This window comes from Rosenbergiella collisarenosi (assembly GCF_018494085.1).
Classification (GTDB): Bacteria; Pseudomonadota; Gammaproteobacteria; order Enterobacterales; family Enterobacteriaceae; genus Rosenbergiella; species Rosenbergiella collisarenosi.
In genome coordinates, this window is sequence record NZ_JABBFP010000001.1 from 435,414 (window position 1) to 457,101 (window position 21,688).

15 protein-coding genes are annotated in these 21,688 nt (G+C 50.2%); 4 read left to right on the plus strand and 11 right to left on the minus strand.

Features of this window, described 5'->3' with window-relative positions:
• The first annotated feature begins 5 nt into the window (after positions 1 to 5).
• Complete coding sequence (gene carB, locus HGT70_RS01960; RefSeq protein ID WP_214194753.1) at positions 6 to 3,230, plus strand: carbamoyl-phosphate synthase large subunit; 3,225 nt, start codon at positions 6 to 8, stop codon at positions 3,228 to 3,230.
• 118 nt (positions 3,231 to 3,348) lie between these two features.
• A complete protein-coding gene (gene folA / locus HGT70_RS01965; RefSeq protein ID WP_071434081.1) occupies positions 3,349 to 3,834 on the plus strand; it encodes a type 3 dihydrofolate reductase in 486 nt (161 codons plus the stop codon).
• Positions 3,835 to 3,870: 36 nt separating this feature from the next.
• On the opposite strand, the gene apaH is transcribed toward folA, so the two are convergent.
• The 6 genes from apaH to lptD are packed head-to-tail and all read right to left on the minus strand — an operon-like array spanning position 3,871 to position 10,615.
• The gene (gene apaH / locus HGT70_RS01970) at positions 3,871 to 4,698 is read right to left on the minus strand and encodes a bis(5'-nucleosyl)-tetraphosphatase (symmetrical) ApaH (RefSeq protein ID WP_214194754.1); all 828 of its coding nucleotides are present in this window, start codon (positions 4,696 to 4,698) and stop codon (positions 3,871 to 3,873) included.
• 27 nt (positions 4,699 to 4,725) lie between these two features.
• Positions 4,726 to 5,103, minus strand: a complete 378-nt coding sequence (gene apaG, locus HGT70_RS01975; protein WP_071434085.1) for a Co2+/Mg2+ efflux protein ApaG — start codon at positions 5,101 to 5,103, stop codon at positions 4,726 to 4,728.
• Complete coding sequence (gene rsmA / locus HGT70_RS01980) at positions 5,103 to 5,930, minus strand: 16S rRNA (adenine(1518)-N(6)/adenine(1519)-N(6))-dimethyltransferase RsmA (RefSeq protein ID WP_071434087.1); 828 nt, start codon at positions 5,928 to 5,930, stop codon at positions 5,103 to 5,105. Before rsmA ends, apaG begins: the two co-directional genes overlap by 1 nt.
• Positions 5,923 to 6,915, minus strand: coding sequence for a 4-hydroxythreonine-4-phosphate dehydrogenase PdxA (gene pdxA / locus HGT70_RS01985; RefSeq protein WP_071434089.1), 993 nt, complete (start codon positions 6,913 to 6,915; stop codon positions 5,923 to 5,925). Before pdxA ends, rsmA begins: the two co-directional genes overlap by 8 nt.
• Positions 6,908 to 8,203, minus strand: coding sequence for a peptidylprolyl isomerase SurA (gene surA, locus HGT70_RS01990; RefSeq protein WP_071434091.1), 1,296 nt, complete (start codon positions 8,201 to 8,203; stop codon positions 6,908 to 6,910). Before surA ends, pdxA begins: the two co-directional genes overlap by 8 nt.
• A gap of 54 nt (positions 8,204 to 8,257) precedes the next feature.
• The gene (gene lptD, locus HGT70_RS01995; RefSeq protein WP_214194755.1) at positions 8,258 to 10,615 is read right to left on the minus strand and encodes an LPS assembly protein LptD; all 2,358 of its coding nucleotides are present in this window, start codon (positions 10,613 to 10,615) and stop codon (positions 8,258 to 8,260) included.
• A 181-nt stretch (positions 10,616 to 10,796) separates the two neighbouring features.
• Here lptD and djlA point away from each other — a divergent pair, with 181 nt between their 5' ends.
• On the plus strand, positions 10,797 to 11,609 hold the full coding sequence (gene djlA / locus HGT70_RS02000) for a co-chaperone DjlA (RefSeq protein ID WP_071434095.1): 813 nt from the start codon (positions 10,797 to 10,799) through the stop codon (positions 11,607 to 11,609).
• 27 nt (positions 11,610 to 11,636) lie between these two features.
• On the opposite strand, the gene rluA is transcribed toward djlA, so the two are convergent.
• The 5 genes from rluA to HGT70_RS02025 form a co-directional block, all read right to left on the minus strand.
• On the minus strand, positions 11,637 to 12,287 hold the full coding sequence (gene rluA / locus HGT70_RS02005; protein ID WP_071434097.1) for a bifunctional tRNA pseudouridine(32) synthase/23S rRNA pseudouridine(746) synthase RluA: 651 nt from the start codon (positions 12,285 to 12,287) through the stop codon (positions 11,637 to 11,639).
• Positions 12,288 to 12,323: 36 nt separating this feature from the next.
• Complete coding sequence (rapA, locus tag HGT70_RS02010; protein ID WP_214194756.1) at positions 12,324 to 15,230, minus strand: RNA polymerase-associated protein RapA; 2,907 nt, start codon at positions 15,228 to 15,230, stop codon at positions 12,324 to 12,326.
• A gap of 146 nt (positions 15,231 to 15,376) precedes the next feature.
• A complete protein-coding gene (locus HGT70_RS02015) occupies positions 15,377 to 17,743 on the minus strand; it encodes a DNA polymerase II (RefSeq protein WP_214194757.1) in 2,367 nt (788 codons plus the stop codon).
• A 197-nt stretch (positions 17,744 to 17,940) separates the two neighbouring features.
• On the minus strand, positions 17,941 to 19,473 hold the full coding sequence (locus HGT70_RS02020) for a phosphoethanolamine transferase (RefSeq protein WP_214194758.1): 1,533 nt from the start codon (positions 19,471 to 19,473) through the stop codon (positions 17,941 to 17,943).
• A gap of 271 nt (positions 19,474 to 19,744) precedes the next feature.
• Positions 19,745 to 20,623, minus strand: a complete 879-nt coding sequence (locus HGT70_RS02025) for a LysR family transcriptional regulator (RefSeq protein ID WP_214194759.1) — start codon at positions 20,621 to 20,623, stop codon at positions 19,745 to 19,747.
• A 424-nt stretch (positions 20,624 to 21,047) separates the two neighbouring features.
• On the opposite strand from HGT70_RS02025, the gene HGT70_RS02030 reads away from it, so the two are divergent.
• Positions 21,048 to 21,626, plus strand: a complete 579-nt coding sequence (locus tag HGT70_RS02030) for a histidine phosphatase family protein (protein ID WP_071434106.1) — start codon at positions 21,048 to 21,050, stop codon at positions 21,624 to 21,626.
• Positions 21,627 to 21,688 lie beyond the last annotated feature (62 nt).

Consider the following 21,688-nt stretch of genomic DNA (forward strand, 5'->3'; position numbering starts at 1 on the left):
AAGCAATGCCAAAACGTACTGACCTCAAATCTATCCTGATCTTAGGGGCTGGGCCTATCGTCATCGGCCAGGCCTGCGAATTTGACTACTCGGGCGCGCAAGCTTGTAAAGCGCTGCGCGAAGAGGGATATCGGGTTATTTTAGTTAACTCGAACCCTGCGACTATCATGACTGACCCAGAGATGGCGGATGCCACCTATATTGAGCCGATCAACTGGCAAGTCGTCAGAAAAATCATCGAAAAAGAGCGCCCCGATGCAGTCTTACCGACGATGGGCGGCCAAACGGCACTGAACTGTGCGTTAGAGCTTGAGCGCCACGGGGTCTTAGAAGAGTTTGGCGTAACGATGATCGGCGCAACGGCAGATGCGATCGATAAAGCAGAAGATCGCCAGCGTTTTGATAAGGCGATGAAAAAAATCGGCTTAGATACTGCACGTTCCGGTATCGCTCACACCATGGAAGAAGCGTTGGCGGTAGCGGCAGATGTCGGCTTTCCTTGTATTATTCGTCCCTCATTCACCATGGGGGGTACGGGCGGCGGGATCGCTTATAACCGCGAAGAGTTTGAAGAGATCTGTGAGCGCGGGCTAGATCTGTCCCCGACCAATGAGTTACTGATCGATGAGTCGCTCATCGGTTGGAAAGAGTATGAGATGGAGGTGGTGCGGGATAAAAATGATAACTGCATCATTGTCTGCTCAATTGAAAACTTCGATGCCATGGGGATCCATACTGGTGACTCCATTACTGTTGCGCCGGCACAGACGCTGACCGACAAAGAGTATCAGATCATGCGTAACGCCTCGATGGCGGTCCTACGCGAGATTGGTGTCGAAACGGGTGGGTCCAACGTTCAGTTCTCGGTAAACCCAGAGAATGGTCGTCTGATTATCATCGAGATGAACCCTCGCGTGTCACGCTCCTCTGCGCTGGCTTCAAAAGCGACGGGCTTTCCGATTGCAAAAATCGCTGCCAAACTGGCCGTCGGTTATACTTTAGACGAATTAATGAATGATATCACCGGTGGACAGACCCCGGCATCGTTCGAACCGTCTATCGACTACGTTGTGACTAAAATTCCTCGCTTTAACTTCGAGAAATTTGCAGGGACTAACGACCGCCTGACGACACAAATGAAGTCTGTGGGCGAGGTCATGGCAATTGGCCGTACTCTACAAGAATCGATGCAAAAAGCATTACGCGGATTAGAAGTCGGCGCAACTGGCTTTGACCCGAAAGTCGATGCCGATGATGTTGAAGCTTTAACGAAGATTCGTCGCGAGCTTAAAGATGCGGGGGCAGACCGTATTTGGTACATCGCCGATGCTTTCCGTCATGGCATGTCTGTAGAAGGCGTGTTTAACCTGACGAACGTCGACCGTTGGTTCTTAGTCCAAATTGAAGAGTTGGTTCGCCTTGAGGCGCAGGTAACGCGTGGTGGCGTTCAAATACTGACCGCTGACTTCCTGCGTCAGCTGAAGCGTAAGGGTTTTGCCGATGCGCGCCTTGCGACCTTGACTGGTGTGGCTGAAGCGGAAATCCGTAAACTGCGCCAGAACTATAATCTCTATCCTGTCTACAAGCGTGTCGATACCTGTGCAGCAGAATTTGCGACGGATACGGCGTACATGTACTCCACGTATGAAGAAGAGTGTGAAGCGCAGCCAGACAGTGATCGTGAAAAAATCATGATTCTAGGTGGCGGGCCGAACCGTATCGGACAAGGTATCGAGTTCGATTACTGCTGTGTTCATGCAGCGTTAGCCCTGCGCGAAGATGGTTACCAAACCATTATGGTCAACTGTAACCCTGAGACAGTCTCTACGGACTATGACACCTCAGATCGTCTCTACTTTGAGCCGGTGACCTTCGAAGATGTGCTGGAAATCGTCCGTATCGAAAAACCGAAAGGCGTTATTGTGCAGTACGGTGGTCAGACGCCATTGAAACTCGCGCGTGCCTTAGAGGCGGCTGGTGTTCCTGTCATCGGAACCAGTCCTGATGCCATCGACCGCGCAGAAGATCGTGAACGTTTCCAACAAGCGGTTGACCGTCTGGCGTTAAAACAACCGGCGAACGCGACGGTGACGGCGCTGGAACAAGCGGTAGAGCGCGCAGCGAGCTTAGGCTACCCACTCGTCGTCCGTCCATCCTATGTATTAGGTGGCCGAGCAATGGAAATTGTTTATGACGAGCAGGATCTCAAGCGCTACTTCCAAACGGCAGTCTCCGTTTCAAATGATGCGCCAGTATTATTAGACCGCTTCTTAGACGATGCCGTGGAAGTCGATATCGACGCCATCTGCGATGGAGAGCATGTGTTTATCGGTGGCATCATGGAGCACATCGAACAAGCGGGGGTTCACTCAGGGGACTCAGCCTGTTCTTTACCGGCCTATACGCTAAGCAAAGAGATCCAAGATGTTATGCGTAAGCAGGTTAGGCAGTTAGCTTTCGAGCTGAATGTGCGTGGTCTGATGAATGTGCAGTTTGCGGTGAAGAACAATGAAGTTTACCTCATTGAGGTTAACCCGCGTGCTGCGCGGACAGTACCATTTGTTTCAAAGGCGACCGGCGTACCGTTGGCAAAAGTGGCTGCGCGCGTGATGGCAGGGAAAACCTTGGCAGAGCAGGGCGTAACGGAAGAAGTTATCCCGCCTTACTACTCTGTGAAGGAAGTGGTACTGCCCTTCAATAAATTCCAAGGTGTCGACCCGATTCTTGGGCCAGAAATGCGCTCGACCGGGGAAGTCATGGGTGTTGGACGGACCTTCGCTGAGGCCTTCTCAAAAGCGATGCTCGGTGCGCAAGCCATTATGAAGAAAAAGGGACGTGCCTTACTCTCGGTACGTGAAGGCGATAAGAAGCGCGTTGTCGATTTAGCTGCGAAACTCATTAAGTTTGGCTTCGAACTCGATGCGACACACGGTACTGCGGTCGTATTAGGTGAAGCGGGCATTAACCCTCGCCTCGTTAATAAGGTACATGAAGGCCGCCCGCATATCCAAGACCGTCTGAAAAATGGTGAGTACGCTTATATCGTTAACACTACTGAAGGACGTCAGGCTATCGAAGATTCACGCTTGATTCGTCGTAGCGCACTGCAATATAAAGTGCATTATGATACGACGATGAACGGTGGCTTCGCGACCGCGATGGCACTCGACGCGGATCCGACTGAGCGTGTGATCTCTGTACAAGAGATGCATGCTGAGCTGAAAGGTTAAGTCTGCTAGAAAACGGCCCTGCAATAGGGCCGTAATTTTTTCATACCGCTTTCTAATCTCTCGACTAACGCCATGCCTTCTCGTATGATTGCGCGTCTTTTATGCAGAGAGTGCAACTATGTTAAGCCTAATTGCCGCGATGGCAATCGACCGTATCATCGGTAAAGAAAACCAAATGCCTTGGCATTTACCCGCCGACTTCGCTTGGTTTAAACAGCAGACTCTGGGCAAGCCCATTATTATGGGGCGTAAAACGTTCGAATCGATTGGACGTCCGCTTCCTGGGCGTAAAAATATTGTGCTCAGCCGCGAGTCTCAGCCAGCACAAGAAGGGATCCACTGGGTAACATCGATCGAAGAGGCACTAGCCAGTGCGGGCGATGTTGACGAGGTCATGGTGATTGGCGGGGGGTATCTCTACCAGCAATTACTGCCCCAGGCGCAGCGGCTGTATCTCACCCATGTCGATGCGGAAATTGAAGGGGATACCCAGTTTCCCGAATATGATCCCGATCAGTGGGAATCTACTTTTAGTGAGTTTCGCGATGCTGACGAGGCGAATAGCTATGGCTTGTGCTTCGAGATTTTAGAGAGGCGTGCCTAGGTAATAGGATGTCTGTCCGCAGACATCCTTTTTTACTTACTCTTCGGCTTTCAACTGGGTAGAAGGCTGATGGAAATAGCGGCCATCTTCCCATCGTAACAGCGTTAACGAACCGCCCCAGCAGCATCCCGTATCTAAGCCAATCACATTACTTGGCGTCCCTTTACCTTCCAACGAAGCCCAATGACCAAAGACAATCGTATAGCTTGGCGGGATCTGTGTGGGAATATCGAACCATGGCTTCAACGGTGGAGTCGCCTCCTCAGGTTTCTCTTTACAGATCATGTCGAGCTGCCCAGCCGGGAAACAGTAGCGCATGCGCGTCAGCGCATTCGTGCTAAAACGCAGACGCGCTAAGCCGCTCAGGTTTTCGGACCAGTTATTCGGCATATCGCCATACATGGCATCAAGCAGCAACGGATAGCTATCACTCGCTAATACTGCCTCAATATCCTTGGCACAGCGCTGAGCAGTCGGCAAGTCCCACTGCGGGGTAATGCCGGCATGCGCCATAATCAGCTGTTTATCGTGATCGATTTGTAATAGGGGTTGGCGTCGTAGCCAGTTAATCAAATCGTCGCAATCTTCCGCCTCAAGTAACGGCTGTAACCGATCTTTGGACTTGTTTTTGCTGATACCTGCGAATACCGCCAGAAGATGAAGATCATGGTTACCTAACACGATCCGGACCGAATCACCGAGGGATTTCACCTTCCTTAATACTTCCAGAGAATTAGGGCCGCGAGCCACTAAGTCACCCGTTAACCATAGTTCGTCCTGCGACGGGTCGAAGGCGACCTGCTCCAGTAATTGACAGAATTCTTGATAACAGCCATGAATATCGCCGATTAAGTAGGTACTCATTGTCACCCTTCGTAAGAAAAATTGCGGTTAGTGCAGGGCGCCTTCTACGGCTAAGAGAAATAGAGGAATCTGGGCTTTGAACTCGCTACCATCTTCATTTCTCATTAAATAATGACCTTGCATCGTGCCTACAGGCGTTTCAAGCATCGCGCCACTCGTGTATTGGAAGCGTTCGCCCATTTTGAGGTGCGGCTGTTTACCTACGACGCCTTCGCCTTCTACCTCCGTGATTTTTTCATTACCATCAGTAATCAGCCAGTAACGCTCTAGTAGCTGCATAGGCTGATCGCTCTGATTCTCTAGGGTAATAGTATAGGCGAATTGGTACTGATTGTTATCCGGCGCCGAATGCGCCGGAAGATAATGAGTGGTGACGCTAATCTTTAAGGCGGTAGTGTCCGACATTATTCCTCGCGAGGTTGTTGGGGAGGATGGGCCGTCAGCCATTGCGCAAGTTGGCAATATTGACCGATGGTAACATTCTCAGCACGAAGCGTGCCATCAATCCCTAATTGCTCAAGCACGTCAGCGCTGAACAGGTGTCCTAGGCTGTTACGCAATGTCTTACGACGTTTTCCAAAGGCTTCTAAGGTAATACGACCCAGTACGCGGACATCGACCTCAGGATAAGGCGATTGCTGATGGGGAACTAAACGTACCACGGCTGAATCGACTTTTGGCGGCGGAGTAAAGGCATGCGGCGGCACTTCGAGTACTGGGATGACTTGGCAGTAGTACTGTGCCATCACCGTTAAGCGTCCATAAGCTTTACTATCCGGTCCTGCTACCAGACGATTAACGACCTCTTTCTGCAGCATAAAGTGCATATCTTTAATCGCTTTGGTGAAGCTGAAAAGATGGAACATTAATGGCGTCGAAATATTATAGGGCAGGTTACCAAATACGCGTAGCGGTTGGCCTCTTTGCTCAGCGAGCTCGCCGAAATTAAATGTCATCGCGTCTTGCTGAAAAATAGTCAGCTTAGGCCCTAAGAAGGGGTGTGTCTGCAGGCGCGCAGCCAGATCGCGATCGAGCTCGACAACGGTCAGGGCATCAAGGCGCTCGCCGACCGGCTCTGTAAGTGCACCAAGACCTGGGCCGATTTCTACCATGGCATCCTGTTTGGTCGGATGGATAGCAGAGACTATGCTATCGATAACATAGCTGTCATTCAGGAAGTTTTGTCCAAAACGTTTGCGGGCATAGTGGCCCTGATGTACGCGATTATTCATTACTACTCTTAATCATAGTGATAGCGAGGCGCAGGGCAGTGATAAAACTCCCCGTATCCGCCTGGTGTGTCCCGGCTAAGTCGAGGGCAGTGCCATGATCGACTGAGGTCCGGATAAAAGGTAAACCTAGGGTAATATTTACCGCGCGACCAAACCCCTGATACTTCAATACCGGTAGCCCTTGGTCATGGTACATAGCCAGTACCGCGTCGGCCTGCTGCAAATATTTAGGTTGGAAAAGTGTATCGGCAGGCAGCGGGCCAGTGAGGCGATAGCCCCGTTCACGTAACTTAGCGAGAACCGGTTCGATCACGTCGATCTCTTCGCGACCCATATGCCCGTTTTCGCCGGCATGTGGATTGAGTCCACTCACTAGAATATGCGGATCACTTAGCCCGAATTTACGACACAGGTCTGTGTGCAGAATGGTGATCACCTCGCATAAGCTTTGCTGAGTGATGGCCGCGGAGACATCTTTCAACGGAAGGTGCGTCGTCGCGAGCGCTACTCGTAGCTCCTCGGTGGCTAACATCATCACAACACGCGGGGTTAACGAGCGATCCGCGAAGAATTCGGTATGACCCGTGAAAGGTATGCCTGCGTCATTGATAACCCCTTTATGGACGGGGCCGGTGACGAGTGCGTCGAATTCACCATTGAGATTTCCATCGCACGCGCGTGCCAGCGACTCGAGAACATACGGGCTATTAGCTACATTGAGTAGGCCGGGTGTCGTGATCGCGGGTAAGGGGATCTCACAGAGCGTTAAACTTCCGGCTGCCTGTTCTTGCGCGGGTCGTTGCGGTTGGTAGTCGTGCAGGGTAAGAGGTAAGCCAAGCTGTGTGGCTCGTTGCAAGAGTAGGGTGCGGTCGGCACAAACTACGAGTTCTGCGGGCCAAGCCTGTTGCGCTAGTTGCACAATGAGGTCTGGACCAATCCCGGCGGGTTCGCCGGGAGTGATAGCGATACGAGGAATATCAGCCATTAGAGTCTAAGATTTTTACGTATGCAGAAGCACGTTCTTCTTGCATCCAAGTTTGCGCTTCTTCTGCAAACTTACGATTGAACAGGATGCGGTAAGCCCGATCTTTTTCTGCTTCATCTGTCTTATCTACCTGACGTGTCCCCAGCAGCTCGATCAAATGCCAGCCGAAAGTAGAACGTACCGGTTGACTGAGTTTGTTCGGTGACAGGTGCATTAATGCATCGCGGAACGCAGGATCGTAAATAGTCGGCGACGCCCAACCTAAATCACCACCTTGGTTAGCAGAACCCGGATCGTCAGAATTCTGACGTGCCGCGTTAGCGAACGTCGTTTTGCCGCTACGGATATCCGCAGCAATCTGTTCGATTTTAGCGCGTGCTTGATCATCGTTCATGATCGGTGAGGTCTTGATTAAGATATGGCGCGCATGCACTTCGGTCACAGAGACGTTTTTACTTTCGCCACGCATATCGTTGACTCTCAGGATATGAAAGCCGACGCCAGAACGGATAGGACCGATAATATCACCTTTCTGCGCGGTGCTAAGGGCTTGGCTAAACAGGGAAGGAAGCTCTTCGATTTTTCCCCACCCCATGTTGCCGCCTTTCAGCGCTTCAGGCGCGGCGGAATAGGTCACCGCCATTTTACCGAAGTCTGCTCCGCCACGTAATTCACCGATTAACTTCTTCGCTAAGTCTTCTTCGTCGTCGACTTGTTGTTGCGTCGGGTTCTCTGGCAGAGGCAGTAAGATCATGCTCAGGTTCATCTCAGTGCCCGGAACATTCTGCGCAGCGACTTGTTTCGCTAGGGTATCGACTTCTTGTGGAAGAATAGTGATACGGCTACGCACCTCGTTATTTCGCACTGCCGCAATCGTCATTTCATGACGGATCTGGGTACGATAGGTTTGATAGTTCATGCCATCGTAGGCCAGACGGCTGCGAAGTTGATCCAGAGTCATATGGTTTTGACCGGCGATATTTTGGATCGCTTCGTCTAACTCTTGGTCGCTGATATTAACGCCAGCGCGTTGACCCTGTTGCATGATAATGCTGTCCATGATCTGCCGTTCTAAGATCTGATGGCGTAATGTTGCATCATCCGGTAATTGCTGCCCTGCCTGACGAGCTTGGCTCTTCACAGATGCCATCATGCTGTCTACATCACTTTCGAGTACCACACCGTTATTGACGACGGCTGCAACTTTATCGATCACTTGAGGCGCTGCAAACGTGTAACTAGCGTTCGCCATTAAAGCGCCGAGCATCAGGAGTTTCCAATTCTTCATACATATTCCATCGTTAAGGCCGCAATGCGGAAATTACCGGTTATCGACTAATAATTAAAACGCTGGCTGATAAGGGATAATTCCCTGAGTCCGCATCTCTGCGGTGCCTAGACCGTAGTTAGCCCCTAATCCTCTGAACTCAATATTGAATGAGATTTGATTATCGTACTCACTCGTATTGTTCTGCCAGCCATTGATCTTACGTTCATAACCCAAGCGTACCGCATAGCAACAAGAGCTATATTGCACGCCAAGCAGCTGCTCCGCAGGCTTACTATTACGCGTATCATAATAGTAAGCGCCAACTACCGACCATGCATCAGCAATCGGCCAGCTGGCGGTGGCACCGACTTGTGAGATCCCGTTCTTATAGATTGGGCTAGTGGTGTAGATCGAGTTATTCATCGCACGAGCAATGTATTCAGGACTACTATAGCGATAGTTCAGTTGTATCACACGGTCACTATCTTGGCGGTATTCCAGACCAGCATTACCTTGAGCGACGTTGTTCAAGTGGGTGTCATACTGAAGCCCACCACGTAAACCCCATTGATCAGTCATGCGCCAGTAAGTGTCACCTGCCCAAATAATACTTCCCGTATCATTATCATCCGACGGGTCACCCGTACGAGAACGGGTAAACGCGTATATCTGACCTACAGAAGCGTTAAAACGTTCAACTAAATTTTCGTCATAGATACGCGTCGTAACGCCGGTTGCTAATTGGTTAGTCGACGCAATACGATCTAGCCCGCTATACGTACGGTCACGGAACAGGCCCGTGTAATCCGTCTGCAAGAGTGTGGAATCGTAAGGATAGATATTATTTTGATTACGGTATGGCGTATACAGGTACTGAACACGTGGTTCCAGTGTTTGAGTATACCCTTGCGCCCAGTCCATATCGCGGTCAAAGACGAGCTTACCATCGACCTTGAATTGCGGTAGTGTGCGGTTAACCGAGCTTTTTAAATTGTAATCGCCACCATTAGGGAGGTCATTGGCGTTTTGCAAGTGTTCTTGCTGGTAGTGGGTCGCCAGTAATTTTGCTTCGGTATTTAAACTCGCCCAGCCATTAGACAGCGGTAAGTCGATGGTCGGCTCAATGTGCAACCGGGTCGCGCGAGGTAAACGCGAATTCGTGTTGGTAAAACGCGCGAATTGACCATAAACATGGGTATCGAACGGCCCGACATCATTTTGGTAAAGATTGACATCCAACTGTGGCAGGGTGCGATAAATACTAGTGTTTAACTTATTAAACGTCTGGAAATCACGCGTCGAGAGCGTTGCATCCCAATTAGTTGCGGCGTAGCCGAAACTAAATTTCTGATCCGCATAGCCGTCGGTCGAGCTGTAATATTTTGAGTCGAGATCGTTAAAGTAGTAACGGTCGCTGACCTTGGTATAGTCCGCGTTGAAACGCCAATGTTGGTCATAGACCCCACTGTGGTTCCAGTAGAATAACCAGCGCTTCGACCCATCGCCTGATGAGAGGCCGCGAGCCTCTTTTTGTTTATCGTACTGATTGTCCGAACCGAGATAGTCGAACTCCATCAATCCGGCACCGAGTACGGAGAGGTAACGGAATTCGTTTTGTAACTGCATGCCCCGCTTACTCATGTAGTGCGGAGTAATGGTCGCATCCATCTGCGGCGCAATGTTCCAGTAATAAGGCAACATAAACTCGAAGCCATTCTTACTGCCATATTTCGCGTTAGGGATCAGGAAACCTGAGCGACGACGGTCGCCGATCGGTATTTGCAAATAGGGGCTATAGAAGACCGGTACTGAACCGATTTTAAAGCGAGCATTCCAGATTTCAGCCACTTCTTCTTGGCGATCTTCGATTATTTGTGAACCGACTACGCTCCAACTATTCGCGTTGGGTAAACAGGTAGTGAAACTACCGTTTTCTAAAATAGTATAACGGTTATCGCCGCGCTGCTTCATTTGGTCGCCGGTACCACGGCCTTGGCGATCCACCATTTGGTAGTTACCATTCCAAACGTTGGTATCTTTAGTATTGAGATTGGACCAGGCCTTCGGGCCTCTTAAGATAACTTGGTTATCATCATAATGAACATTGCCCAAGGCATCGACGGTACGAGTCGGTGTAGATTGACCTGCTTGCTGACGTTGGTGAAGTTGAACTTGGTCAGCCTGTAGGCGGCTATTACCTTGGTTAACATCTACTTTACCATCGAAAATCGCATCATCTGGATAGTTCCCTTTGACACTATCGGAGTGAATAGTGACTGGCTGGGTATTCGGGTCGCTATTGACCAGCGGACGATTATAAGAAGGAACGCCCAGCATACATTGCGACATCAGATCGTCAGCAAGCGAATACTGGCTGTATAAGGCTGATCCAATCATGGTGGCCAGCAATGTAGGTAGTCTTTTATTCATACGCGGTATCTAGGATTCCGTTAGTTCTGGCAAGGGGCCAGCAGTCCGATAAAGAGTAACTTACCGAAAGTATCAGCGCCAGCGATAATCACGATTAAGCTGGTTTAGCGATAGGCGGTTTAGTAAATGACGGGTATGATAATCGAAAATGAAAACATTAGCATGACGAATTGAGGAGTTTATGCGCTACCGCGGCAAAGTTATTGGTTTTTTATTAGGGCTCTTTTCGGGGATTGGTTTCTGGGGCATCGTCGGCGGCGTACTCATTGGGCATCTTCTCGATACTTTCTTGTCCACATTTGGGGGACAATTTAAGGGTACGGCGCATTCACGCCAAAACCTCTTCTTTATTACTACCTTTCAGGTTATGGGGCATTTGACCAAATCGAAAGGACGCGTCACCGAAGCGGATATTCAGCTGGCGTCGACGATTATGGATCGTATGCAGTTGCAAGGCGCGGCGCGCCAGCTCGCCCAGCAGGCTTTTCGTGAGGGAAAGGAGGCAGGTTTTCCGTTACGCGATAGGCTGCGAGAATTCAGGCAGGCATGTGCGGGGCGCGTTGATCTGATTAAGATTTTTCTGGAAATCCAAATCCAAGCGGCATTGGCTGACGGTGAGTTACATCCGAATGAACAGCAGGTGCTCTATATTATCGCCGAAGAGCTAGGTATTTCCCGCCAACAGTTCGATCTGTTTATCCGCATGATGACGGGTGGGAGTCACTTTGGTCAGCAGGGCTACTCGCAGCAACAGGGCGGCTTTCATCACTCACCGCAAGGGCCTACGTTACAAGATGCATGCTCGGTGCTGGGCGTATCGCCACAGGATGATGCCCTGACGATCAAACGCGCCTATCGCAAGTTGATGAGCGAGCATCACCCGGATAAGCTGGTCGCCAAAGGCTTACCGCCCGAGATGATGACGCTAGCGAAAGAGAAAGCGCAGAAAATCCAGTCTGCCTACGAACTGATCCGCACACAGAAAGGGTTTTAATCTTAAGGTGTGCGCAGGCTTGGCTGACTAGAACTCAGCAGGCTGTTTAAACGTCATGCTGTTGCCAAACGCAGGGTGAGTAATCGTCAGACGCTCTGCATGGAGTAGCAAGCGCGGTGACAGCGCCTTGGCTTCTGGTGAGGCATAAAAATTATCGCCCAAGATAGGGTGTCCCATCGCGAGCATATGAACGCGCAGCTGGTGGGAGCGCCCGGTAATGGGCTTGAGTTGCACGCGACAGCTTAGCGCATCCCGCGCCAGCACTTCCCACTCTGTTTGCGCCGCTTTGCCGGTTTCGAAACATACCTTTTGCTTAGGTCGATTAGGCCAATCACAAATCAACGGTAAATCGACCAATCCTTCGTCGGGGACGAGCTGGCCCCAGACCTGCGCGATGTAGGTTTTGGATGGCTCTCGTTCGCGGAACTGACGTTTTAACTCGCGTTCGGCATCCTTAGTTAGGGCGACAACCATCACCCCACTCGTCGCCATATCGAGACGATGCACCGATTGAGCATTCGGGAAGTCGCGTTGAATACGCGTCATAACACTGTCGTTGTGTTCGGGTAACCGTCCGGGGACTGATAACAGCCCGCTGGGTTTGTTAACCACTAAGATATGCTCGTCTTGGTACAGAATGTGCAGCCAGGGTTCGAGCGGGGGATGATACGCTTCCATTTACTTTCCTAGAGGGGGTTTCCCCCCTCGTCACTTTTACTGGTGGGTCACCACAATTAGGCGCAAGGCATCGAGACGCCAATTGGCCTGTGACAGGCTTTCGAGCACCTCTTGGCGGTTATCGCGTAGCGCATCAATTTCGTCTTCACGAATATTTGGGTTCACATTTTTGAGGGCTTCCAAACGTGCGAGTTCGGCAGTTAACTGTTTTTCCGCCGTCTGGCTCGCCTCGGCGATGACCGCCTGCGCGCCCGCCGTGACGAGCTGTTCGCCCGTCTTCAACATCTGGTGAACTTCCTGCTGAACTGCGTTGACCAGTTTACTCCCGGTGTGGCGATTGACGGCATTAAGCTGACGGTTGAAGCTTTCGAACTCGACCTTATCCGCTAAGTTATTCCCCTTCGCATCCACTAATACGCGCAGCGGGGTAGGGGGAAGGAAGCGTGTGAGTTGGAGTTGCTTCGGCGCTTGGGCTTCGACGACATAAACTAATTCAAGCAGCAGGGTTCCCACGGGTAGCGCTTTATTTTTCAATAAAGAGAGCGCACAGCTACCGGTATCACCGGATAAGATCAGGTCGAGGCCATTACGGATGAGTGGATGTTCCCACGTAATGAACTGCGTATCTTCCCGCGATAATGCTTGGTTACGATTGAAGGTAATGGTGCAGCCATCTTCCGGTAACCCTGGGAAATCGGGGACTAGCATATGGTCTGAAGGCGTTAAGACAATCAGATTATCGCTACGGTCTTCCTGATTAATGCCGACAATATCGAATAGATTCAGAGCGAAGTTCACCAATGCGGTATCGTTATCTTGAGCGGCAATCTCGTCGGCTAAACGCTCGGCCTTTTCACCCCCATGGGAGTGCAGTTCCAGCAAGCGGTCACGGCCTGATTCGAGTTGGGCTTTTAGGGCATCGTGTTGCGCGCGGCAAGTCTCGATAAAGGTATCCAAGCCCTCATCCTTCTCGGGAGCGACTAAGAACTCGAGGAGCTGTGGATGGACGCTATCGTAAATGGTCCGACCGGTCGGACAGGTGCTCTCGAACGCATCTAATCCCTCATGGAACCAGCGTAATAACACGGCTTGCGCGGTGTTTTCCAGCCATGGAACCATGATTTCGATGTCGTGGAGTTGTCCAATACGGTCTAATCGGCCAATACGCTGTTCTAATAAATCGGGATTGAAAGGCAGGTCGAACATGACCATCCGGCTGGCAAATTGGAAGTTACGTCCCTCAGAGCCGATCTCAGAGCAGAGCAGCACTTGCGCACCATCTTCCTGCGAGGCAAAGAAGGCCGCGGCCTTATCGCGCTCGATGATCGATAGCCCTTCATGGAATACGGCCGCGCGGATCCCCTCACGTTCGCGAAGTACTTGTTCGAGCTGCAACGCCGTGGCCGCCTTCGCACAGATCACCAGCACCTTCTCTTTGCGATGCTCAAGAAGATAATCGATCAGCCACTCTACGCGCGGATCGAACGCCCACCAGGTGCCATTATCCCCTTCAAATTCTTGATAAATTTGCTCTGGATAAAGGAGATCCCGTGCGCGCTCTTCCTTGCTTTTACGTGCAGACATGATGCCTGACACCTTGATTGCCGTTTGGTATTGGCTAGGAAGCGGCAAGCGAACAGCCTGCAGCTCCCGTTTTGGAAAGCCCTGTACCCCTTGACGGGTATTACGAAAGAGAACACGGCTGGTGCCGTGACGATCCGTCAACATCTCGACCAATTGCTCGCGGGCGGCTAAGCGCTCATCGCTATCGCTATTGGCTTGCAAGATCAGTGGGCGGATATCCTGTTCCTTGATCAACCCGTTAATGACCGCGATTTGTTCGTCGGCAAGCGACTCTTCTGCTAGCAAGCTCGCCACAGCATCGGCGATTGGTTGAAAATGGCGTTGTTCTTCTACAAATGCATCGAAGTCATGGAAACGATCCGCATCGAGCAGACGTAAGCGCGCGAAGTGACTTTCCATCCCCAATTGTTCTGGCGTCGCGGTCAACAGCAGTACGCCGGGGACGACGTCCGCGAGCTTTTCGATTACTTGATATTCACGGCCAGGCTTCCCAGCCGACCAAGAGAGGTGATGGGCTTCATCGACAACCATCAAGTCCCAATCGGCCTCTAGCATATCTTCCAAACGCTGCTTGTTTTTACACACAAAATCCAATGAGCAGATGACGAGTTGCTCGGTAAAGAATGGATTAGTGCTATCGAAGCGAGCTTCGTTATACCGTTCATCATCGAACAGCGCGAAGTGCAGGGTAAAGCGGCGTAACATCTCAACTAGCCACTGGTGCTGTAACGTTTCTGGGACGATGATTAAGACGCGCTCGGCGCGGCCAGCGAGTAACTGCTGCTGAATAATCATCCCCGCTTCAATGGTTTTACCTAATCCGACTTCGTCTGCCAACAATACGCGTGGGGCATGGCGGCGGCCGACATCTTTAGCGATATGGAGCTGGTGCGGGATTAAGTTAGTACGCATGCCGCGCATGCCACTGGTCGGGAGACGGTATTGTTCGCTCTGATACTTTCTCGCGCGGTAGCGTAATGCGAACCGATCCATCCGGTCCAATTGTCCCGCGAACAGGCGATCCTGTGGCTTACTAAAAATAAGTTTGCTGTCTAACATGACCTCGCGCAGCACCACGTCAGCTTCCTGCGTATCGTTTCGCGTGCCGATATAGGCCATTAGCCCATTTTCATCACGAACTTCGTCAACCACCATTTGCCAACCTTCGTGACTGGTAATGGTGTCGCCTGGATTAAACATGACTCGAGTGATGGGAGAATCATTACGGGCATAAAGTCGGTTTTCGCCGGTGGCAGGGAATAGTAGGGTTACCATGCGGGCATCGATAGCGACGACTGTTCCCAGTCCGAGTTCACTTTCTGTATCACTAATCCAGCGCTGACCAAGTGTAAAAGGCATAAATTTTGCTCGATTCTCTTAATTATAGGGATGTATTGCTTCACGGATAACGGGCCGACTAACGTTTACCACCCTGGTAGTGGGAAAAAGGCCACGGTTATTTTGAAGGGCGCTATGGTACTGGAAGGCGAAGGTTTCGTCACCTATCAAAATAGGCCTAATTGCCCGGTCATCACATTTTCGAAATTACCGCCGACAAAGCCAAGAATACCCTCTGCGACTGGCTGCAATTGCTTTGTTAAGTAATGAGTATAGTCGAGGGGGGCTGTGGTCGCCGCTACCGGTTCCGGGCCGGCTAGCGTGATGACATAACGAATAGAACTGCCACGTCGATAGGTTGGGCCTTGGCCTTGGGCGACCGCTAGCTGTTCCGCTAGCCGGGCGGCACGGACATGGGGGGGGATATTTTTTTCGTAATCGGCAAGTGGCCGACGCAGACGTTTTTTATAGACGAGCTGTTCGTCCAGCTCCCCGGCGAGCAGTTGTTGCACGGTGTGTTGTACATAGTCCTCCCAAGGTTGGTCGCGGAAAATTAACCCGTAGAGAGTCTGCTGAAAGTGTTGGGCGAGCGGTGTCCAATCGGTACGTACCGTTTCGAGACCTTTAAAAACGACGCTCTCCTCGCCATTATCGACGACTAAGCCAGCATAACGCTTTTTACTGCCTTGTTCCGCACCACGGATGGTCGGCATCAGGAAACGAGTAAAGTGGCGCTCGTATTCGATCTCTAAGGCGCTCTCTATTCCCAGTTGCGCCTGTAGTACCTCCTGCCACCAGCGATTAATTATCGTGACTAATTGCTGACCGATGGTATCGGCCTTCTGCTGATCGCAGTGCTCACCCAGAGAGATAAAGGTCGAGTCGGTATCGCCATAAATGACCGAATAACCCTGTTGTTCGATGAGCTGACGCGTCTGCTGCATAATCTCGTGGCCGCGCAGTGTAATCGAGGATGCCAGGCGCGGGTCGAAGAAACGGCAGGAGGGGGTCCCGAGTACGCCGTAAAAAGCGTTCATAATAATTTTTAGCGCCTGCGAAAGAGGAGCATTGTTATCACGCTTAGCCTTTTCTCGCCCTTGCCAAATTTGCTCAACGATGGCCGGTAGGCAATGTACGGTGCGTGAAAATTGTGCTGAGAGGAAGCCCGGCACCGCCTGCTCAGGTTCCGCCAGACCGACGACTAAGCCCACCGGATCGATTAAGAATGTACGAATGATGGAGGGATAGAGGCTCTTATAATCCAACACAATGACTGAACGATAAAGCCCGGGCTGAGAATCCATCACAAACCCGCCGGGGCTAGGTTGCGGGGCGATATCGCCAAGATTCGGCGCCACATAGCCAAGACGATGCATGCGCGGAAGATACAGGTGGGTAAACGCCGCAATCGACCCCCCGTGGCGATCGGCGGGAAGCCCGTTGGTACTGGCTCGTTCAAGTAGAAAAGCCATGAGATCGGTTTTTTGAAAGATGCGTGTAACTAACTCACAATCCTTTAGGTTATAACGCGCGAGGGCCAGCTTATCATGGCGGAAGCGGTGGTTAATCTCGGCCATTCTGTCGTGCGGTGTGGCACTGTCTTTTCCTTCACCGAGCAGGGTCTGCGAGACATTCTCTAAGCTAAAAGAAGGGAAATCCCAGTATGCAGACTTCAAGGCCTCAATCCCATCGACGATCCAACGGCCCGCGGCTTGGGCGCTGAACACCCCGGGCTTGAAACCATGTTCTTGCCAGCCGAGTGTCGCGCCTGCACGCCCTAACTTAAGCGGTACGGCGAAACGCTCCGCCTCACGGTGTAATATGCGTAGATCAAACTGGATCACGTTCCAGCCGATAATAACATCGGGGTCATAGGCCGCCATCCATTGATTAAGAGCGTGGATGAGCTCGCGGGGATGTGCGACATAGGAAAGCTGAAAATCTACGGGATCCGTACTCGGGGTCGGAGGTCCGAGCATAAAGACCTGGCGTTGCCCACAGCCTTCTAGACCGATACAATATAGCTCCCCTCGCTCGTTGGTTTCGATATCCAGAGAGACCCATTTAAGCGTCGGACGATAGTCAGGATGCGGTTTTAGCCGCGCAGGTCCCGGCGTAGAGGATTGCCCTATCCAGACGGGCGCGGTGATGAAGCGCTCCATCATATAGCGGTCGGTGGGGCGAATATCGGCTTCGTAGAGAGGAATATTCGCGTCGTTGAACTGCTGAATAACGGTTTTTAGCGTACGTTGCTGTGTCAGGTAAAGCGTTGTTTGGCGGCGGCCCGAGAAGTCGTTTAGCGCTGAATCTTGTAGCGTAATCCCTGCGCATTCAGCGAGTAGACTTTCTACACTGGGACGATGCTCAGTAGGAAAAAAGGCGGTGGCACGCTGTAGAGGGACGCTAATCAATAGCGGCCCGTCGTCGGTGGCGATCCAGAACGAAACCTCGATACCCCGTGGCGTGTCGCGCCAGTGACGCGTTAAGATAAACCCCGCAGTAATCGTTTCCACTTCACTTCCCCGCCATGACATTTGCTAACAAGTATAAACCAGTGGAGTGGCGACGATAGGGTTTTTAGTGTGAGGACTGGCTGCTAGCCTTGTTCAGTGAGCTTCACGTACAGCGATAATTGCCTTAGAGGCCAGAGCCTTGTCTCGCCATTCTGATCATAGAAAGCAAAGCGTGCGGCTATCGTCAAACGCCGCACTTACTTTGTGATGGCTACCGGTTATGGTATTGAGGGGAGTGCATTGTAATTTGTCAGTCGCTCGTTAAAGTCGTAGACAGTATTTACCTCATCACAATCACTCTTCGATAGCATGGAACAACGATCGGTTATTGCAGGGTCATCGATATTGAGCCACTGAGCAAAGGTAGTTATAAAGTCGAGACCGCTTCTACGCTGAGAAATCACGCGGCGTTGCGTCGAGTCGCTGCTTAAGATAAAGAAGGGAACCTGATAATTTTGTTTGGTGCTATCGCCGTGGGTTAAATAAGCACGGGAGCTATTTTTATCGATATATGACAAGCCATGATCTGAAAAATACATCATCGTCCAATTAGCGGTAGAGTTGCTAAGTAACTGATTGGCCTTACGTAACAGCGAGTCAGTCATCGCAATTGATTTGACGTAGCATGATAACTCTTTTGAACCGATATCGCTGTCGAAACGGCCCTGAGTTCTATCGCAGGCTCTGGGGTGAGACCCCATCAAATGTAAGATAATGAGTTTATCACCCGCCGGGCTTTTTAATGCCTCTGCGAGGAGGGGGAACAGGTTTTCATCGGAAGACGAGGCACTATAATCTGCTTTACCTGTATTAATAAAGCCCGTGTGGTTAGCGCTTTTCGCTATTCTGGCTATAGGGGAATCTGAATGACTTTTAACGCCTTGGTTCGATAGCCACCATGTTTCGAAGCCACTTTTCTCGGCTAGGGTCACAACGCTATTATTAAGTTGCTTCTCTCTATCTTGCTTATAGACCAAAGTATTAGTTAATGAGATCACTGTAGCTGGCCCAGCAGAAATATAATTGTTAAATAGCGTAGCGGGGACACTATCAAGCCAAGATGTATTGTTAAATTGCCCACCAAAGGCATGAACATAATCGCGACGTACGCTCTCACCGATAACTAATAAATAGGTATGGTAACGCCTACTTTTTATTACCGGCTGCCAAATAGGCTTTTTCTGTATGATTGCCGCATAACCTTGGTTTTGCGTACTGACGGTACGATAAGCCGTAACTAGGTCACTGATAAAGCGGTATGCCGAGAGATCAATCCTATTTTTCTTCATGGGGCCGAAGGAGACTAATACAACAAAAAATACCGACAGCATCATGAGGCTTTTTTTAGAGGCCACAGCGTGAGTTGATTTTTTTTCAGTTACCAGGGCAATGCCTAAGATCAGAACAACTAGACCGAGAAGAAAAGCATAGAAAGGGGTCTGCTTTAAGAAGCCGATACTCTCTTCTAGCGTAGTGTAGAGGAATGAGCCGACGACATTGACATCCGGTGAGCCATAGATGATGCCCGTGGGCGCATAGAGAAATCCTATTAGCGAATAAATAATAACCAGTAGTTTGTATAGCAATTGGCTAGTCTTGGCGAGTAATTTAGCGCCCATAAAGAGCGCTAATAGCGGAATTATGTTAATTCTGTACCCTAACGACAGCGTTAACACGCCGAGCCATACTGCTAGAAAAAAATCCCATTTTGAGAACAGAGGTTTAATAATATTGGAAACAAAACCCTTCAACTTATACTCCGAATAACACAATGCATAGAATATTTTCGAGATAGTAATCTATTTTATCAACTGATGGTAGCAACGCCTTACTGGATCTAGGGGGGCTTATTTTATAGGTAAATAAATAAGAAATAATCGAGATAAATAACGTCTAGAGAAAGGCCTAGGGTAATTCAGTAATCAACCGTTGAAAATATAAGAAAATTCAGATCCATATTGAATTAATAAATAAGCACCTTAATAATAAGTTTGCCTATTTATTTGTATTTGTCTGCTACTTCTAGTTAGGAGGAAATGCGGCGCATAGCGCATTTAAGATAAAATTCATTCTGGCCGAGCGATACTTACTGCGTAAGTAGAGAGCGTTGACCTCTCTTGCCGGGAGAGGATGGTCTTCAAGGATCGGAACGAGTAATCCCTGGTTAATATCGTTTTCTAGGAATATTTTGGATTGAATAATCACGCCCATTCCGGCGATAGCCCCTAATCTGATGGCTTCGCTCGAATCACTGCTAAGTCGGCTTTGCCTAATCTTCTCCTTAAAGTGCGGCGGCTGCCATTCATCAAGTATAGTTTTGTTCAAGGAGAGGCATGAGTGGTTGAACAAATCTTCCGGAACTCGCGGATACCCTTGTTTTTTTAGGTAGCTCGGACTGGCGCAAGCCACAATTTCGTAAGCACTGAGCGGTCTTGCGATAATATCGGTACTCTCTGGTGGTCGTCCAATGCGTATTGCAATATCGCTATCTTCGCGCATCAGATCGATAAGTCTATCAGCCAACGAGAGGTGGATCTGCACGTCTGGAAAACGCTGCATGTAGTCCAAGGAGAACGGCAAGATCCGCTTTATTCCCAGTATCTCCGGACAGGAAAGCGTTACGGGGCCATAAGGAGTGAGCTGGGTGTTTTTTATTCTCTCCTCTCCTTCATCGATCAGCTCTAAGACTTTTTTACAGTGCTGGTAGTACTCTGCGCCCGATGAGGTTAAGGCAATACGTCGGGTCGTCCGATTCAAGAGCTGCGTTCTTAGGTGATCTTCTAGAGACTTGAGATGCTTACCGACCATCGTCGGCGATATATTTAAGGCCGCTGCGGCGCCGTTTAGACTGCCTAACTCTACGATGTGGACGAATACGGACATATTCAGAAAAAGGTTCATTATCTACCTGAAGTTTATAGTGAACTAACTTATTGCTAGTTTATCAATCTCCAGTTTTCCTTCAATCTCTCTTTATCTATCTAAGGAGAGAACTTATGGCACACCTGACCCGCTATCTTTTCTACGTTGTTGTAGTTGTCGCCTTTTTCAGTTTTTACTTCACCGGTAACTTTACAGCGGTTAATTTTTTTCCGCATTTAAGCCCGTAACCGCTTTAGGCTTTAGCGACTGGGAGAAGCGGAGCACTAACACCTTTGCAAAGCGCCCTACATAAGAAACCCTAACCTCGTGGCGAATAAGTCGCCACTTCCTTAATCATTGCTCAACTAACCATGAAAAATTCTGCACCAGGCTGCAGCGACCGATATTTATCGGCTATAGTCAAAGCCATTCACCCCCCTGAAGGTTAAGCGCCTGAGGACCTATGCGTAGAATTTTATTACTGTTATTAGCGTTGAGTACGGCCAGTAGCTACGCGCAAAGTACCTTCGTGTTCTTGCGTCATGGCGAAAAACAGATCAATTTTAGTGGTCAGTTATCCTGCCAAGGGCTAAACCGTGCGTTACGGCTCCCTTCGCTGTTGGTAAGCCGCTATGGAGAACCCGATGCGTTGTACGCCTCGGCACCGATTGAGGAGAAGAAGGGAAGCTCGGTGCGCGCCGTCGCGACGTTGATGCCAACTGCGATTCAGACCTCCCAAGATATCGGTTTACAGTTTCATGCCAAGGATACGCACGCCCTAGTGACTAAACTCCTCGCCGGCGATAATCATCAAGTCACTTATATTGCTTGGGAACATGATCATCTCGTGGAGGCGGTTAAAGAATTAGTTACGACGACAGGCGGCGATGCGTCGACTATCCCTTCGATTTCCCCGTTCGACTACGATGCACTCTACGTGGTGAAGATTGATAAGTCTCGGCACTTTGTCTCTTTTTCACTCGAAAAAGAGGGTTTAGATCATCTCTCCTCTGAGTGTATTAACCCGATCGAGGGGGAATAACGGCTTGCCTTTTCGCTATCATGGGGAGAGACGATACGATTTTGTTTCGGAGTGTTTTAATC